Origin of the sequence: Xanthomonas sp. BRIP62409, assembly GCF_003992965.1 — a bacterium.
GTDB classification, from domain to species: Bacteria; Pseudomonadota; Gammaproteobacteria; order Xanthomonadales; family Xanthomonadaceae; genus Xanthomonas; species Xanthomonas euroxanthea.
On record NZ_QEZJ01000019.1, the window covers coordinates 221455 to 236479 of the forward strand.

Here is a 15025-nt window from a genome sequence, read left to right on the forward strand (position 1 = left end):
CCGGCCACCCTGAGCTCTGCCGGCGCCACGTCCGTCGGCTCAGGCGCTCTGCAGCAGCTTGCGTGCCGCCGCGCGGGCTTCCTTGCTGACTTCCACCCCGCCCAGCATGCGCGCCAGTTCTTCCTGGCGGGCCTGCGGGCCGAGCAGTTCGACCGCGCTCTGGGTCATGCCGTCCACCGGCGCCTTGCTGACCCGATAGTGCGCATGGCCCTTGGCGGCCACCTGCGGCAAGTGGGTCACGCATAGCACCTGGCGCTCTTCGCCCAGGGCGCGCAGCTTCTGCCCGACGATGTCCGCCACCGCGCCGCCGATGCCGGAATCGACCTCGTCGAAGACCATGGTCGGCACGCTGTCCAGCCCGAGGGCGGCGACCTCGATGGCCAGTGAAATCCGCGACAGCTCGCCGCCGGAGGCGACCTTGCGCAATGCGCGGGGTGGCTGCCCGGCATTGGCGGCAACCAGGAATTCCACCCGCTCGGCGCCATTGGGATCCGGGCGCAGGGTGTCCTGCGGCTGCAGCTGGATCAGGAACTGCCCGCCGCCCATGCCCAGCTCGCCGATCAGCGTGGTGGTGGCGGCCGACAGGGCCTCGGCAGCGGCCGTGCGGCTGGCACTGAGGGTGCTGGCTGCACTGCGCCAGACGCCGATTGCCGCCTCGATGTGCTTGTCCAGCTGCTGCAGGCGCTCGTCGGCGCCGCGCAGGCTTTCCACTTCCAGGCTCATGCGCTCGCGCTGGGCGGCCAGCTCGTCCGGGGTGACGCGATGCTTGCGCGCCAGATCGTGCAGGCGGCCGAGCCGGCGCTCCATCGCCTCGAACTGGGCCGGGTCGGCCTCCAGGTCGTCGCGCACGCGGTCGAGCAGGGCCAGCGCCTCTTCGATCTGGATGACCGCGCTGTCCAGCAGCGCATCGACCTCGCCCAGGCGTGGCTCGTGCTCGGCCACGCGCGCCAGGTCGTGGCGGCTGTCCTGCAGCAGGCCCAGCGCGCAGGCGCCGTCGTCGCCATTGAGCTGCAAGGCCACGCTGTCGCAGGCGCCGATCAAGGCGGTGGCATGCGCCTGGCGGCGGTGATTGACGTCCAGCGCGGCGATCGCGGCCGGGTCCAGGTCCTCGCGTTCCAGTTCGCCGAGCTGGTGTTCCAGGAAACCGATGCGGTCGGAGACATCGCCTTGCGCGGACAGCGCGTCGCGCTCGTCCAGCAGGGCCTGCCAGCGCTGGCTGGCCTGCCGCACCTGCTCGCGCTGCGCGCCATTGCGGGCGTAGGCGTCGAGCAGGGCGAGCTGGCTGTGGCGGGCCATCAAGGCCTGGTGTTCGTGCTGGCCGTGGATCTCCACCAGCCGCGAGGCCAGGTCCGCCAGTTGCGAGGAGGTTACCGGGCGGCCGTTGATCCAGGCGCGCGAGCCGCCATCGGCACGGATGATCCGGCGCAGCTGGCATTGCGCGTCGTCGTCGAGTTCGTTGTCCGACAGCCAGGTCAGGCCCGGGTGCCGGGCCGGCAGCTGGAATTCGGCCGACAGTTCGGCGCGGTCGGCACCGTGGCGGACCACGCCGCTGTCGGCGCGCAGCCCGGACAGGAAGCCCAGCGCGTCCACCATCAGCGACTTGCCGGCGCCGGTTTCGCCGGAAACCACGGTCATGCCCGGCCCGAATTCCAGTTCGGTGGCGCGGACGACGGCAAAATCCTTGATGGAGAGGTGTCTGAGCATGGGGTCGAGTGTGAACGCTTTGGGGAAGCTTAGGGTGGGAGCGGCGAGCAGGGAATAAGACGCTTGCCAACCGCAGGGCCAGACATTATCTATGCCCAGTCTCACCGGATGATCCCATGCGCGCGTCACAGTCCCCAACGCTCGACCCCCGCGCACGCCAACTGCTGCGGACGCTGATTGCCCGCTATATCCGCGACGGCGAGCCGGTGGGCTCCAAGACGCTGGCCCAGCACGCGGGACTGGACGTCAGCCCGGCCACCATCCGCAACATCCTGGCCGACCTGGAGGACGTGGGGCTGCTCAGCTCTCCGCACACATCGGCCGGGCGGGTGCCTACCGCGCACGGGTACCGGGTGTTCGTCGACAGCCTGGTGCAGATGCAGCCACCGGGCGAGGAGGAGGTGCGGCGCCTGCGCGCGGAGCTTGCCAGCGGCAACGGCACCCAGTCGCTGCTGGGCAGTGCCTCGCAGATGCTGTCGGCGATGAGCCATTTCGTCGGCGTGGTCAGCGCGCCGCGGCGCGAGCAGTTCGCGTTCCGGCACATCGACTTCGTGGCGCTGGACGCCCGGCGGGTGCTGGCGATCCTGGTGTTTGCCGACAACGAGGTGCAGAACCGGGTGATCGAGCCGCGCCGGGCCTACGAGCCGGCCGAGCTGGAGCGGGTGGCCAATTACCTCAATGCGCAATTTGCCGGGCGCGCGCTGGCGGATATCCGCGCCAGCCTGTTGCGCGAGTTGCGCCTGGCCAAGAACGAGATGGAGCAGTTGCTGGCGCACAGCGTGGACCTGGCCAGCGAGGCGCTGGTGCCGGCCGATACCGACGACATGGTGATGGCCGGGCAGACCCGCCTGATGGGCGTGCAGGACCTGTCGGACCTGGACCGGCTGCGCGAGCTGTTCGAGGCCTTCGCCAGCAAGCGCGAGATCCTGCAGCTGCTCGAACGCACCATCCAGGCGCCGGGCGTGCGCATCTTCATCGGCGAGGAGACCGGCATGGTGTCGCTGGACGACGTCTCGCTGGTCACCGCGCCGTACGCCGCCAATGGCCAGGTGCTGGGTGTGCTGGGCGTGATCGGGCCCAAACGCATGGCCTACGACCGGGTGATTCCGCTGGTGCAGACCGCCGCCCAGGTGCTGGGTGCGGCCATGGAACCGCCCGGCACGCGATAAGCGGCAGCGATCGATACGAGCGTTTTGCTTGAAACGCGCGCGCGCGCCCACATACGGGGTGACGTTGGGGCGGGCGTTCCGCTTGCCCGGGAACTGCACATGAACCAAGACCACCCCGAATTCGACTCCGAAGACCTGTCCCAGAACCCACCCGAGACCGATCCGCTCAAGGCCGAGATCGAATCGCTGCGCAGCGAGATCGCGCTGGTCAAGGCCGATGCCCTGCGCGAGCGTGCCGATCTGGAGAACCAGCGCAAGCGCATCGCCCGCGATGTCGAGAACGCGCGCAAGTTCGCCAACGAGAAGCTGCTGGGCGAGCTGCTGCCGGTATTCGACAGCCTGGACGCCGGCCTGACCGCGGCCGGCACCGAGCCCAGCCCGCTGCGCGATGGCCTGGACATGACCTACAAGCAGCTGCTCAAGGTTGCGGCCGACAACGGCCTGACCCTGCTCGACCCGGTCGGCCAGCCGTTCAACCCGGACCAGCACCAGGCCATCAGCCAGGGCGAGGCCGAGGGCATCGCCCCGGGCCACGTGGTGCAGGTGTTCCAGAAAGGCTATCTGCTCAACGAGCGTCTGCTGCGCCCGGCCCTGGTGGTCGTGGCCAAGCACGACTGAACCGTGGCGCCCGGCTGAACTGCCGGGCGCATGCGCGAAACGCAGATTCGTGCAGGTGGCTTGAACACCTGCGCACCACCCCCACATCTCAGCCAGACCCGGCGTCGCCGGACACAGCTAAAGAATCATCAGGAGCGTATCCATGGGCAAGATCATTGGTATTGACCTCGGCACCACGAACTCGTGCGTGTCGATCATGGACGGCGGCAAGGCCCGCGTCATCGAAAATTCCGAGGGCGATCGCACCACGCCTTCGATCGTCGCCTACACCAAGGACGGCGAAGTCCTGGTCGGTGCCTCGGCCAAGCGCCAGGCAGTGACCAACCCCAAGAACACCTTCTACGCGGTGAAGCGCCTGATCGGCCGCAAGTTCACCGACGCCGAAGTGCAGAAGGACATCTCGCACGTTCCGTACGGCATCCTCGCCCACGACAACGGCGATGCCTGGGTGCAGACCAGCGATGGCAAGCGCATGGCGCCGCAGGAAATCTCCGCCCGCGTGCTGGAAAAGATGAAGAAGACCGCCGAGGACTTCCTGGGCGAGAAGGTCACCGAGGCCGTGATCACGGTGCCGGCCTACTTCAACGACAGCCAGCGTCAGGCCACCAAGGACGCCGGCCGCATCGCCGGTCTGGACGTCAAGCGCATCATCAACGAGCCGACCGCTGCAGCCCTGGCCTATGGCCTGGACAAGAACGGCGGCGACCGCAAGATCGCCGTGTACGACCTGGGCGGCGGCACCTTCGACGTGTCGATCATCGAAATCGCCGAAGTTGACGGCGAGAAGCAGTTCGAAGTGCTGGCCACCAATGGCGACACCTTCCTCGGCGGCGAAGACTTCGACAACCGCGTCATCGAGTACCTGGTCGACGAATTCAACAAGGACCAGGGCATTGATCTGCGCAAGGATCCGTTGGCGCTGCAGCGCCTGAAGGACGCCGCAGAGCGCGCCAAGATCGAGCTGTCGACCAGCCAGCAGACCGAAGTGAACCTGCCGTACGTCACCGCCGATGCCTCGGGCCCGAAGCACCTCAACATCAAGTTGACCCGTGCCAAGCTCGAAGCGCTGGTGGAGGACCTGGTCAAGAAGTCGATCGAGCCGTGCCGCACCGCGTTGAACGATGCCGGCCTGCGCGCCAGCGACATCAACGAAGTGATCCTGGTCGGCGGTCAGACCCGTATGCCGAAGGTGCAGCAGGCCGTTGCCGATTTCTTCGGCAAGGAACCGCGCAAGGACGTCAACCCGGACGAAGCCGTGGCCGTGGGCGCTGCGATCCAGGGCGGCGTGTTGGCCGGCGACGTCAAGGACGTGCTGCTGCTGGACGTGACCCCGCTGTCGCTGGGTATCGAAACCATGGGCGGCGTGTTCACCAAGATCATCGAAAAGAACACCACCATCCCGACCAAGGCCTCGCAGACCTTCTCCACCGCCGAGGACAACCAGTCGGCCGTGACCGTGCATGTGTTGCAGGGTGAGCGCGAGCAGGCCCGCTTCAACAAGTCGCTGGCCAAGTTCGACCTGTCCGGCATCGAGCCGGCCCCGCGCGGCATGCCGCAGGTGGAAGTGTCCTTCGACATCGACGCCAACGGCATCCTGCACGTGTCGGCCAAGGACAAGAAGACCAACAAGGAGCAGAAGGTCGAGATCAAGGCCGGTTCGGGCCTGTCGGACGAAGAGATCCAGCGCATGGTCGCCGACGCGGAAGCCAACCGCGAGGAAGACAAGAAGTTCCAGGAACTGGTGCAGGCCCGCAACCAGGCCGATGGCCTGATCCACGCCACCCGCACCGCGATCACCGAGCATGGCAGCAAGGTCGGTGGCGATGTGATCGGCAATGTGGAAGCGGCGCTGTCGGATCTGGAAACCGCCATGAAGAGCGACGACAAGGCGCAGATCGAGGCCCGCAGCAAGACCCTGGAAGAAGCCGGCCAGTCGCTGTACGCCGCCGCTGCCGCGGCAGAGCAGGGCGGCAACGCCGATGCGGCCAGCGGCAACGCGCAGGCCTCCAAGGCCGCCGACGACGTGGTGGACGCCGAGTTCACCGAAGTCAAGGACGACAAGAAGTAAGCCGTGATTTGGGAGTCGGGAGTGGGGATTGGCAGCCGGTAAACGTGCCGATCCTCATCCCGATATCCTTTACGCGTCGCGTCGCCAAGGCGGACCAGCACACGCTGTCCGCTTTTGCGTTTCAACGAATCTCAAATCACGAATCCCCAATACCGGCTTATGAGCAAACGCGATTACTACGAAGTGCTGGGCGTTGCCCGTGGCGCCAGCGACGAGGAGCTGAAGAAGGCGTATCGGCGCTGTGCGATGAAGCACCACCCGGACCGCAATCCCGGCGACGCTGCTGCCGAAGCGATGTTCAAGGAGTGCAAGGAAGCCTATGAGGTGTTGTCGGACGGCAACAAACGCCGCGCCTACGATGCGCATGGCCACGCTGCGTTCGAGCACGGCATGGGCGGTGGTGGTGGTGGGCCGGGTGGCCCGGACATGGGAGATATCTTTGGCGATATCTTCGGCAATATTTTCGGCGGTGGCGCCGCCGGTCCGCGCGCTGCGCGACGCGGCGCCGACGTCGGTTACGTGTTGGAACTGGATCTGGAAGAAGCCGTTGCCGGCATCGAACGCCGTATCGAGATCCCGACCCTGATCGAGTGCGAGCCCTGCCATGGTAGTGGTTCGGAAGACGGCAAGGTGGAAGTGTGCGGGACCTGCCACGGACGCGGCCAGGTCCGCATCCAGCGCGGCATCTTCGCCATGCAGCAGAGCTGCCCGCATTGCGACGGGCGCGGCACGCTGATCCAGAATCCGTGCAAGACCTGCCACGGCGCCGGTCGCGTGGAAGAAGACAAGGTGCTGTCGATCAAGGTGCCTGCCGGCGTGGATACCGGCGACCGCATCCGTCTGGCCGGCGAGGGCGAAGCCGGCCCGGCCGGCACGCCGCCGGGCGATCTGTATGTGGAAGTGCGCGTGCGCGAGCACGCGATCTTCCAGCGCGACGGCGACGACCTGCATTGCGAAGTGCCGATCCGTATTTCGCAGGCGGCGCTGGGCGACACCGTGCGCGTGGCCACCCTGGGCGGGGAGGCGGAAATCCGCATTCCCGCCGAAACCCAAACCGGCAAGCTGTTCCGGTTGCGTGGCAAGGGCGTGCGCTCGGTGCGCAGTCGCAGCGAAGGCGATCTGTATTGCCGCGTGGTGGTCGAAACGCCGGTGAACCTGACCGCCGACCAGCGCGAGTTGCTGCAGCAGTTCGAAGCCACGTTCACCGGCGAGGATGCGCGCAAGCATTCGCCCAAGTCGGCTACCTTCATCGATGGCGTCAAGGGCTTCTGGGATCGCATGACGTCCTGAGGCTGGGAATCGGGAGTCGGGATTGGGGAATCGTAAGGGCGGTGTGGCCCGGCCTGCCGGGGAGTGCGCCAGTGTGGCGATTCGGGCTTCGTGGAAGCGGATGCCGGCTCCCGAAGGTCCGGAAAGTTGCACGATTGAGCGCGGTCCTCCAGACGAATGCCGGCCCCGGGGCCGGCATTCGCGTTCTTGCGGCAGGAGCCCGCGCAGATCGGAGGCGATATCGACTGCTGCCAGTGCACGGACCGGCCTGGCGAGAACTGGCTTGGCGGCGGTAGGCGTTGCGGCGAGCGGACGACGGTCGCGTCGATCGACGGTGGGCGCGCCGTGGCGCTGGCGTAAAATGCTGCGATGAACAATGCCCCCGACAGTCATCTGGTCCACGGCCGCCGCCAGCGTCCGGATGGTCCTTCGCCGATCGATGTGATCTCGGTCCAGTCGCAACTGGTCTACGGCCATGCCGGCAACAGCGCGGCGGTGCCACCGCTGCGTGCGCTGGGCCTGCGGGTGGCGGAAGTGCCGACCACGCTGCTGAGCAATGCGCCGTTCTACGCCACCTTGCGCGGCCGCATCTTGCCGGCCGACTGGTTGGCCGACCTGCTGCTGGGGGCGAGCGAGCGCGGCCTGCCGCAGCGTGCCCGCATGCTGGTTTCCGGCTATTTCGGCAGCCTGGCCAATGGCGAGGCGTTTGCCGACTGGCTGGAGCAGACCCTGCCGCAGGCCCCGCAACTGCGTTATTGCCTGGATCCGGTGATCGGCGACACGCATACCGGCCCGTATGTCGAACCCGGACTGGAGCGCGTGTTCGCCGAGCGGCTGTTGCCGCATGCCTGGCTGGTGACGCCGAATGCGTTCGAGCTTGGGCGACTGACCGGTTTGCCGAGTCTGGAGCAGGACGATGCCGTCGTTGCCGCGCGCGCATTGCTGGCGCGCGGCCCGCAATGGGTGCTTGCGCACAGCGTGGCCGGTGCGGCCGGTGAGCTGGTGACCCTGGCGGTCAGCAACACGGCGGTGTATCGCTGGGCCACGCCGCATCTGCCGGTGGATGTGGCCGGCACCGGCGACGTGCTGATGGCCTTGCTGATCGGTTTCCTGCTGCGCGATATGCCGTTCGAGCAGGCGGTGGGGCATGCGCTCAGCGGCGTGCATGGTGCACTGGAAGCCACATTGGATGCAGGCATTGAGGAGTTCGATGTGCTGGCCGCCGCACCGGCGGCACTCGCGGCTGCCCCGCGTTTTGCGCTCGAGCGACTGGCATGATGGCGCAGCCGGTGGTCGGCATCGTCGGCATCGCCGGTGCCTACGGACGCTGGCTGGCGCAGTTTTTGCGCACGCGCCTGGGGCTGGAGGTGATCGGCTTCGATCCGGCCGGTGACGGCGACATGGACGAGGCCACCTTGGCGCAGCGTGCAGACGTGCTGATCTTTTCTGCGCCGATCCGCCACACCGCCGCATTGATCGCGCGTTATGTGGACCTTGCCGGCCCGCGTGCCGCGTCGCAGTTGTGGATGGATGTCACCTCGATCAAGCAGGCGCCGGTTGCCGCGATGCTGGCATCGCCGGCCGAGGTCGTCGGCCTGCATCCGATGACCGCACCGCCCAAATCACCTACCTTGAAAGGGCGGGTGATGGTGGTCTGCCAGGCACGGCTGCAGCAGTGGTCCGCATGGGTGCAGATGCTGTGCACCGCATTGCAGGCCGAGTGCGTGTACGCCACGCCCGAGCACCACGACCGCGTGATGGCGCTGGTGCAGGCGATGGTGCACGCCACCCATCTGGCGCAGGCCGGCACCTTGCGCGACTACGCGCCGCTGCTGGGCGAACTGCGCGCGCTGATGCCGTATCGCTCGGCCTCGTTCGAGCTGGATAGCGCGGTGATCGCGCGCATCCTCTCGCTCAATCCGGCGATCTATGAAGACATCCAGTTCGGCAACCCGTACGTGGGCGAGATGCTCGACCGGCTGTTGCTGCAGCTGCGCGAATTGCGCGCGCTGGTCGCGCAAGGCGACGATGCGGCGCGCGCGCAGTTTCGCGCCCGGTTTCTGGACGACAACGCGCAGGCGCTACGCGGCGCGTCGCTGGCTGCGGGCAACTACACCTATGAGCGCGTGGGCTACCTGCTGGCCGACCTCACCGAGCCGTTGACCGTGAGCGTCTACCTGCCGGAAGACCAGCCCGGTTCGTTGCGCGCGCTGTTGCATGTGTTCGAGCAGCATGGGGTGAATCTGTCGTCGATCCACTCGTCGCGCACGCCGGTGGGCGAGTTGCATTTCCGCATCGGGTTCGAGCCGGACAGCGATCGCGCGGCGCTGGCGCAGGCAGCCAGCGACATCGACCGCAGCGGGATCGGGCGGGTGCTGGAGCGTTCCGATCGCACCGGGTAGCCACGATCCACCGCCGGCCTGAGCCTGAGCGATGCCTATATCTCGGCGTGCGGCCTGCGGCGATCCCATGTTGGCTGACTGAACCGCATGCGATGAACCCAGGGCGATGCCGATGTGGCCGGGCACGACGCCGAGTGCCCGGCCACAGCGGTTTCATCCACACAGGGTGTGGATGAAACCTGCACAAGCATGTGGATAACCGCGTGCAGCCCTTGCACTGCAAGGGTTGCCGACCGGGTGGTCAAAAAATGACCGGCGTCATCTCAGGACGTGGACAGCCGCAACTCGCCACCATCGGTGATGAAGCGCTGGCCCTGCCGCTGCAGGCGGCGGCCATCGGGGAGTTCGTAGCGTGGCGCAGCGCGCGACTGCATCTGGGCTTGCTGCCCGTTGCGGGATTGGGGCTCGTCGCGGAATTCGATGATGACGTAGGACTCGCCATCTGCACCGATTGCGGGAAATTGCCGGAACGACATACGCACCTCCGAAAAAATCAGGGACGTCGTGCGAGCTGCCAGGGATCGCACCACCGGCGCCGGGCCGGCCGAAGCGAGCATGCGCAGGCAGGTGTTACCCGGGCGTCATTGCGCGATGCGGCAAGTTGGCGAGCCAACCGCCAGCCCATTCACCGGCTCAGCTGCAACGCGTCCCGATCGGCCGTCGCCGCCGCCAGCTCCGCACGCGCCGAGGCAATGCGCGCCTGTGCATCGATCAGGCGCACGCGGGCATCGTTGGCGGTCTCCTCGCGCTGGTTGACCAGGAAGAAATCGCCCGACCCCAGCTCGAAGCGGCGGCGCTCGGCGGCTGCCAGACGGTCGGCCAGGGCGCGTTCTTCGTCGGCGATCTTGGCCAGCCGTTCGGCGGCGGTGAGCGAGATGACGATCGATTCGACCTCCACCGTGATCTGGTCGCGCAGGTAACGGCTGCGCTGATCCAGCGCCTCGATCTCGGCGCGTGCTTCGGCGACCCGGCCCTTGGCGGCGCGGTTTTCCAGCGGCACGCTGAAGCGGAAGCCGATGATGGCATCGGTCGGCGAGCGGTTCGGGCCGCCGACACCGGGCGCCCCGAGGTCCTTGCTGACCTCGAAACTCACATCCAGGCGTGGCTTGAGGTCGTTCTGTGCCAGCATCAGCCGTGCAGTGGCCTGATCGATGCGGGTCAGCACCGCGCGGTAATCGGGGCGCTCCACCGGTGCGGTGATCTTGCTGGCGCCGGCCAGACCTTCCAGCGCCGACGTATCGGCCGGCAGGCGTTCGGTGGACACGATCAACGGCATTCCCGCTTCATCGCGCAGGTACAGCGACAAGGCATTGGCAGCATTGGCGAAGTCCTGCTCCGAGCGCACCACCAATGCGCGTCGGCGGACCAGGTTCTGGTCGTTTTCGGTCAGCAGGATGGTGGGCCGCGCACCCAGTGTCACCTGCCGGGAAATCGCATTGCGGCGCTGCTCGGCCAGCTGCAGCAGGTCGTTGTACGCGCGCAGCTTCAGGCCGGCCGCGACCCAGCTCTGGTAGGCGTCCACCGCGCGGCGTTGCACGCCGATGGCGACCATTTCCGCTTCGTATTGCGCGACATCGATATCGGCACCGGCAACGCTGCGACGGGTGCGGCGCTCGTCGACCACCCGGTCGCGCAGCAGCGCATACAGCGCGCCGACCTTCACTTCGCCGCCGCGGTCGGTGTAGGACTTGTCTTCGTAGACCGGGAAGGAACCACGCGAGGAGCGGTAACCACCGTAGTAATAGCCGCCGTTGTCGTCGAACGGGCGCTTGACGGTGCTTTCGATCGCGCTGCCGTCGTAGTAGCCGGCCTCGCGCGAGCGGCCGTCGATATCGAACACGGTGTCGAACGCGCCATCGGCCGAGATGCCCTTGCCTTCAGCCTGGCGGACCTTGGCCAGCGACTCGATGATCTGCGGAGAAGCGCGGGCAGAGGAGCGCAGCACTTCATCCAGCGTCAGCGCGGTGGTCTGGGCGGCAACCACGCCCGGTACGAGCGCGACCAGCAGGACGACAAGACGGCGGATCATTTCTTGCCGGTCTCGTCGTCTTCGGACTTGCCGGCCGACGCCGGCTTGGCCTTGCCCTCATCCTGCGTCGTCGTCGCCGACGGGCGGCGGCCGAACTCCAGCGGGAAATTATTGAGCTGGCGCCACAGTTCGTAGCCCACCTTCACCGTTTCGCCCTGTACCCAGCCGCGCACCTTGCCGCCCTGGCGGGCGAATTCCTGCGCCGGCCAGGCCGGCTTGCCCGGCTGCGGTTCGACCAGGATGCGGAACAATCCGTCGGGTGCGGCATTGGGGTCGATGGCGCGGACGCGACCATCGAACATGCCGTGCGCCACCGACGGCCAGCCGCTGAACTGGATCGCCGGCCAGCCCTCGAACTCCAGCCGCACCGGGCGACCGGGGCGGATCAGCGGCACGTCGCGGCCATCGATGTACAGCTCGACCGCACGTTCCACCCGCTCCGGCGCGATCACCGCCAGCACCGTGCCGGGCGAGACCATCGCGCTGCCGCTGGCGGCGTTGACCTGCTGCACGCGGCCATCGCGCGGTGCGCGCACTAGCTGCGCCGACTGACGGTTCAACTGGATGTCGATGCGGGTCAGCTTGGCACGCGATTCGGCCAGCTTGGCATCGGCTTCGGCCACCTTGATCTGGGTCAGCTCGTAGTCGCGGCGGCCGGCCAGGCCTTCGGCAAGCAGCTGGCGGCTGCGTTCCACATCGATACTGGCGACCGCGCGCGATTGCTGGATGGCGCTGATTTCCGCCGCCACCTGCGCACGCTCGCTGGCAAGACGGGCCAGCAGGTCCGGGTCGAGGTCGCCGACGCGGGCGATCGGGTCGCCCTTGGCGACGTGCTGACCATCGTGTACATACCAGCGCTCCACCCGGCCCGGCACGAAGGCGGTGACCTGCTGCTGGCGGTCACCCGGGTCCAGCGCCACCACCTGGCCCTTGCCGCTGGCGGTCTGCACCCAGGGCGCGAACGCCAGGATGGAACCGGCGATGGCCACGCCGATCAGCAGCATCCACGCCAACACCTTGGCGATGCTGGGCGGGCGCATGGATGCCAGGGTGGGGAAGTGCGCGATCCGGTCAGAGGCGTGCTGCATCGTCGGCCTCCTGCGTGGATGCGATCAGGTCGGCGCGCGTGGCGTAGCGCTGCTGGCGCTCCGGTTCCAGGCGGAACCAGCCATCCAGGGCGATGTCCTCCGGCCGGCCGGTGCACAGCAGGACCGTGGTGCCGGGCTGCTTCAGCTGCCGCAGCACCCGGGTCAGGCGTTCGGCCGGCAGCAGGTCGTACAGCTGCGACAGCATCAGCACGCGCGGACGCACCAGCAATGCGTTGGCCAGTTTCAGCGCCATCACTTCGCCGATCCACAGCGGGTAGCCGGAGGCGGCAAGCCGGGTGTCCAGGCCTTGCGGCAGCGCGGCGATGCGCGCGCGCAGCCCCACCGTATCGATGGCTTCGAGCATCGTCTCGGAGGTCACCTCGGCCGAGGCCATCGACAGGTATTCGCGGATGGTGACCTCGACGATGGTTGGCCGATCGAGCACGGTCACTTCAGAGCGCAGCAGGTACATGTCGAAGGTGGCCATGTCGGCGCCGCCGACCATCACCAGCCCGCGGTCCGGGACGACGTGGCGCTTGAGCACCATTGCCAGCAGACGTTCGGCGCCGCCGTCGGCCAGCGTCACCAGTTGCTCGCCTGCCTCCAGCGCGAAATCGAAGCGCGCCCCCTCGATCACCACCCCGTCCAGGCGCACGGCACTGTTGCCGGGGATCTTGCCCGCGGCAGCCACCGGGCGCTCCTGCGGAATGGCATACAGCACCGACAATTCCTCGGCGCTGGCCACCAGGTCGTAGAACACGTCCAGGTAGGTGCCCAACTGCGCGATGCCATAAAACACCGCGCTGAGGATCAGCTCGGCGGCCACCAGCTGGCCGATCGACAGTTCGCCACGCAGGATCAGGCTGCCGCCCAGTGCCAGCAGCGCCGCACTGGCGACCGCGTAGGTGAGCAGGAACGCCACCGTCTGGGTGAAGGTGTAGCGGAAATGGCGCCGATGCCGGGCGACGTAGGTGGCGGTCACCGCTTCGGAGCGCTCCATCGCGAAGTTGAGATGGCGGCTGGATTTGTAGAAGCCGTTGGAGCCACCCACGCTTTCCAGCCAGTGCGCCGCGTTGTGCTTGGCGTGGCTCAGTTCCACCGCCGAGCGGATCGAGCCGCGCGACCAGATCATCCAGATTGCGAAGATGATCAGCAGCAGCAGCGCGTTGAAGCCGAGGAAGAACGGGTGATAGAAGCTGGTGACGATCAGGCCCACCGCCGATTGCAGCACGATGGTGAAGGCACCGACGGCCAGGCTGGGCACCGCTTTCTGCACCACCACCAGATCGAAGTAGCGGTTGAACACGTCGCCACGGTTCTGGTCGGCGAAGAACGGGTTTTGCGCATGCACCGCGCGCACGGTGATTTCCGCCACCACCCGCGCAAACAGGCGGCGCTCGAACAGCGCCATCATCCACACCCGCATCGCGCTGAGCGCCGCCACCAGCAACAGCAGGCCCAGCAACAGGCTGGACAGGGTCCACAGCGGAGTGGGCAGCGCGGTGTTGGCGACGCTGTTAATCAGCAACTGCACCGAGATCGGCGTGGCCAGCGACAGCAGGCTGATCGCGACCCCGTACACCATGGCCAGGCGCACATAGGGCATGTCCGGCCCGACGATCTCCGCCAGCCAGGCTCCCGCTTCCCGCCATCCGATCTGCTTGCCCGCCATTCGATTTCCGTTGATGAGTTCAATGAAGCATTGACGAGTTGCAGTTGGCGAACAAGGCAGCAGCGCTTATTCGACGCATAGGATTTTCCTATGCGGCCACCGCACGCAGAAGATCGGCAATCAGCCCGAAGGCCGGCGCGCGTCCCGCGCCTTGCCGCCACAGCAGACCGATCTCCCTATAGTAGCGTCCGCCTTTGATCGGCCGTACGACGACATCGTCGCCCTCGCGGATTTCCTGGCGCACATACAGGTCTGGCAGTAATGCAAGACCCATGCCCATCCCCGCCATCTGGCGGATCGCATCCAGGCTGGTGCCTTCGTAATCGCGCAGGACATTGGCGCCGACGTCCATGGCGATCGCCGCGACCTGTTCGGCCAGGCGGTATTCGGGCATCAGGGTGAGCAGGTTGGCGCCGCGCAGATCGGCCGGCGTGATGCAGGCCTTGGCACGCAGGGGGTGATCGGCGGCCATGGTCACGTGCAGCGGTTCGCGGAACAGGCGCTCGCTGTGCAGGCCGCGCCCGGCCACCGGCAATTGCGCCAGGATCAGGTCGTGCACGCCGCTGGCCAGGCCGCTGGCGAGCACGGTCGGCAGGCCTTCGCGCACGTGCACGCGCAGTGCCGGGTGTTCGCGATGCAGGCGCGCGACCAGGCTCGGCATCAGGTAGGCGCCCAGCGTGGGCGACACGCCCAGCCGGATGGTGCCGATCAAGGTGTCGGCCGAGGTGGCGCGGACGTCTTCCAGATCGGCCACGTCCAGCAGGATGCTGCGCGCGCGATCGAGCAGGTCGCGCCCCAGCGGCGTCAGGATGGCCGGCACGCCACGCTCGAACAGCGCGGCGCCGACGATGGTTTCCAGCGCACGGATCTGCTGCGACAACGACGGTTGCGACACGCCCATCTGCTCGGCGGCGCGGGTGAAGCTGCCGGTGTCGGCGAGCGCGACGAAATAACTGAGCTGGCGAATGGTGGTTCTGGGGCGGGGCATGCGGGATGTCGTCAGGGG

Annotated in this window: 12 protein-coding genes; 6 read left to right on the plus strand and 6 right to left on the minus strand. The window is 67.4% G+C overall.

The genetic code is table 11. The features are described from left to right. Positions 1-39: 39 nt before the first annotated feature. On the minus strand, positions 40-1704 hold the full coding sequence (recN, locus tag EO170_RS09200) for a DNA repair protein RecN (RefSeq protein WP_126944288.1): 1665 nt from the start codon (positions 1702-1704) through the stop codon (positions 40-42). Between the two features lie 116 nt (positions 1705-1820). Between recN and hrcA the strand changes: the two genes are divergently transcribed. From hrcA to EO170_RS09230, 6 genes are all read left to right on the plus strand, one after another. Continuing rightward, the gene (gene hrcA / locus EO170_RS09205; protein ID WP_126944290.1) at positions 1821-2873 is read left to right on the plus strand and encodes a heat-inducible transcriptional repressor HrcA; all 1053 of its coding nucleotides are present in this window, start codon (positions 1821-1823) and stop codon (positions 2871-2873) included. 99 nt (positions 2874-2972) lie between these two features. Beyond that, on the plus strand, positions 2973-3491 hold the full coding sequence (gene grpE / locus EO170_RS09210) for a nucleotide exchange factor GrpE (RefSeq protein ID WP_010366360.1): 519 nt from the start codon (positions 2973-2975) through the stop codon (positions 3489-3491). 142 nt (positions 3492-3633) lie between these two features. Then, a complete protein-coding gene (dnaK, locus tag EO170_RS09215; RefSeq protein WP_126944293.1) occupies positions 3634-5559 on the plus strand; it encodes a molecular chaperone DnaK in 1926 nt (641 codons plus the stop codon). A 159-nt stretch (positions 5560-5718) separates the two neighbouring features. Continuing rightward, the gene (dnaJ, locus tag EO170_RS09220; protein ID WP_126944296.1) at positions 5719-6849 is read left to right on the plus strand and encodes a molecular chaperone DnaJ; all 1131 of its coding nucleotides are present in this window, start codon (positions 5719-5721) and stop codon (positions 6847-6849) included. A 348-nt stretch (positions 6850-7197) separates the two neighbouring features. Beyond that, positions 7198-8106 carry a pyridoxal kinase gene (gene pdxY, locus EO170_RS09225; protein WP_104648388.1) on the plus strand — a complete coding sequence of 303 codons (909 nt, stop codon included), beginning with the start codon at positions 7198-7200 and terminating at the stop codon, positions 8104-8106. Further along, positions 8103-9230 carry a prephenate dehydrogenase gene (locus EO170_RS09230; protein ID WP_126944299.1) on the plus strand — a complete coding sequence of 376 codons (1128 nt, stop codon included), beginning with the start codon at positions 8103-8105 and terminating at the stop codon, positions 9228-9230. The genes pdxY and EO170_RS09230 overlap by 4 nt, the downstream gene beginning before the upstream one ends. Positions 9231-9493: 263 nt before the next feature. On the opposite strand, the gene EO170_RS09235 is transcribed toward EO170_RS09230, so the two are convergent. The 5 genes from EO170_RS09235 to EO170_RS09255 form a co-directional block, all read right to left on the minus strand. Further along, positions 9494-9706: a hypothetical protein gene (locus EO170_RS09235; RefSeq protein ID WP_119132278.1), complete on the minus strand. Its 213-nt coding sequence runs from the start codon at positions 9704-9706 to the stop codon at positions 9494-9496. Positions 9707-9855: 149 nt separating this feature from the next. Further along, positions 9856-11259 carry a TolC family protein gene (locus EO170_RS09240; RefSeq protein WP_104648390.1) on the minus strand — a complete coding sequence of 468 codons (1404 nt, stop codon included), beginning with the start codon at positions 11257-11259 and terminating at the stop codon, positions 9856-9858. Then, positions 11256-12347 carry an HlyD family efflux transporter periplasmic adaptor subunit gene (locus EO170_RS09245; protein ID WP_126944302.1) on the minus strand — a complete coding sequence of 364 codons (1092 nt, stop codon included), beginning with the start codon at positions 12345-12347 and terminating at the stop codon, positions 11256-11258. The genes EO170_RS09240 and EO170_RS09245 overlap by 4 nt, the downstream gene beginning before the upstream one ends. Continuing rightward, on the minus strand, positions 12331-14019 hold the full coding sequence (locus EO170_RS09250; RefSeq protein ID WP_126944305.1) for an ABC transporter ATP-binding protein: 1689 nt from the start codon (positions 14017-14019) through the stop codon (positions 12331-12333). The genes EO170_RS09245 and EO170_RS09250 overlap by 17 nt, the downstream gene beginning before the upstream one ends. Positions 14020-14107: 88 nt before the next feature. After that, positions 14108-15007, minus strand: coding sequence for a hydrogen peroxide-inducible genes activator (locus EO170_RS09255; protein ID WP_104583328.1), 900 nt, complete (start codon positions 15005-15007; stop codon positions 14108-14110). Between the last annotated feature and the right edge of the window lie 18 nt (positions 15008-15025).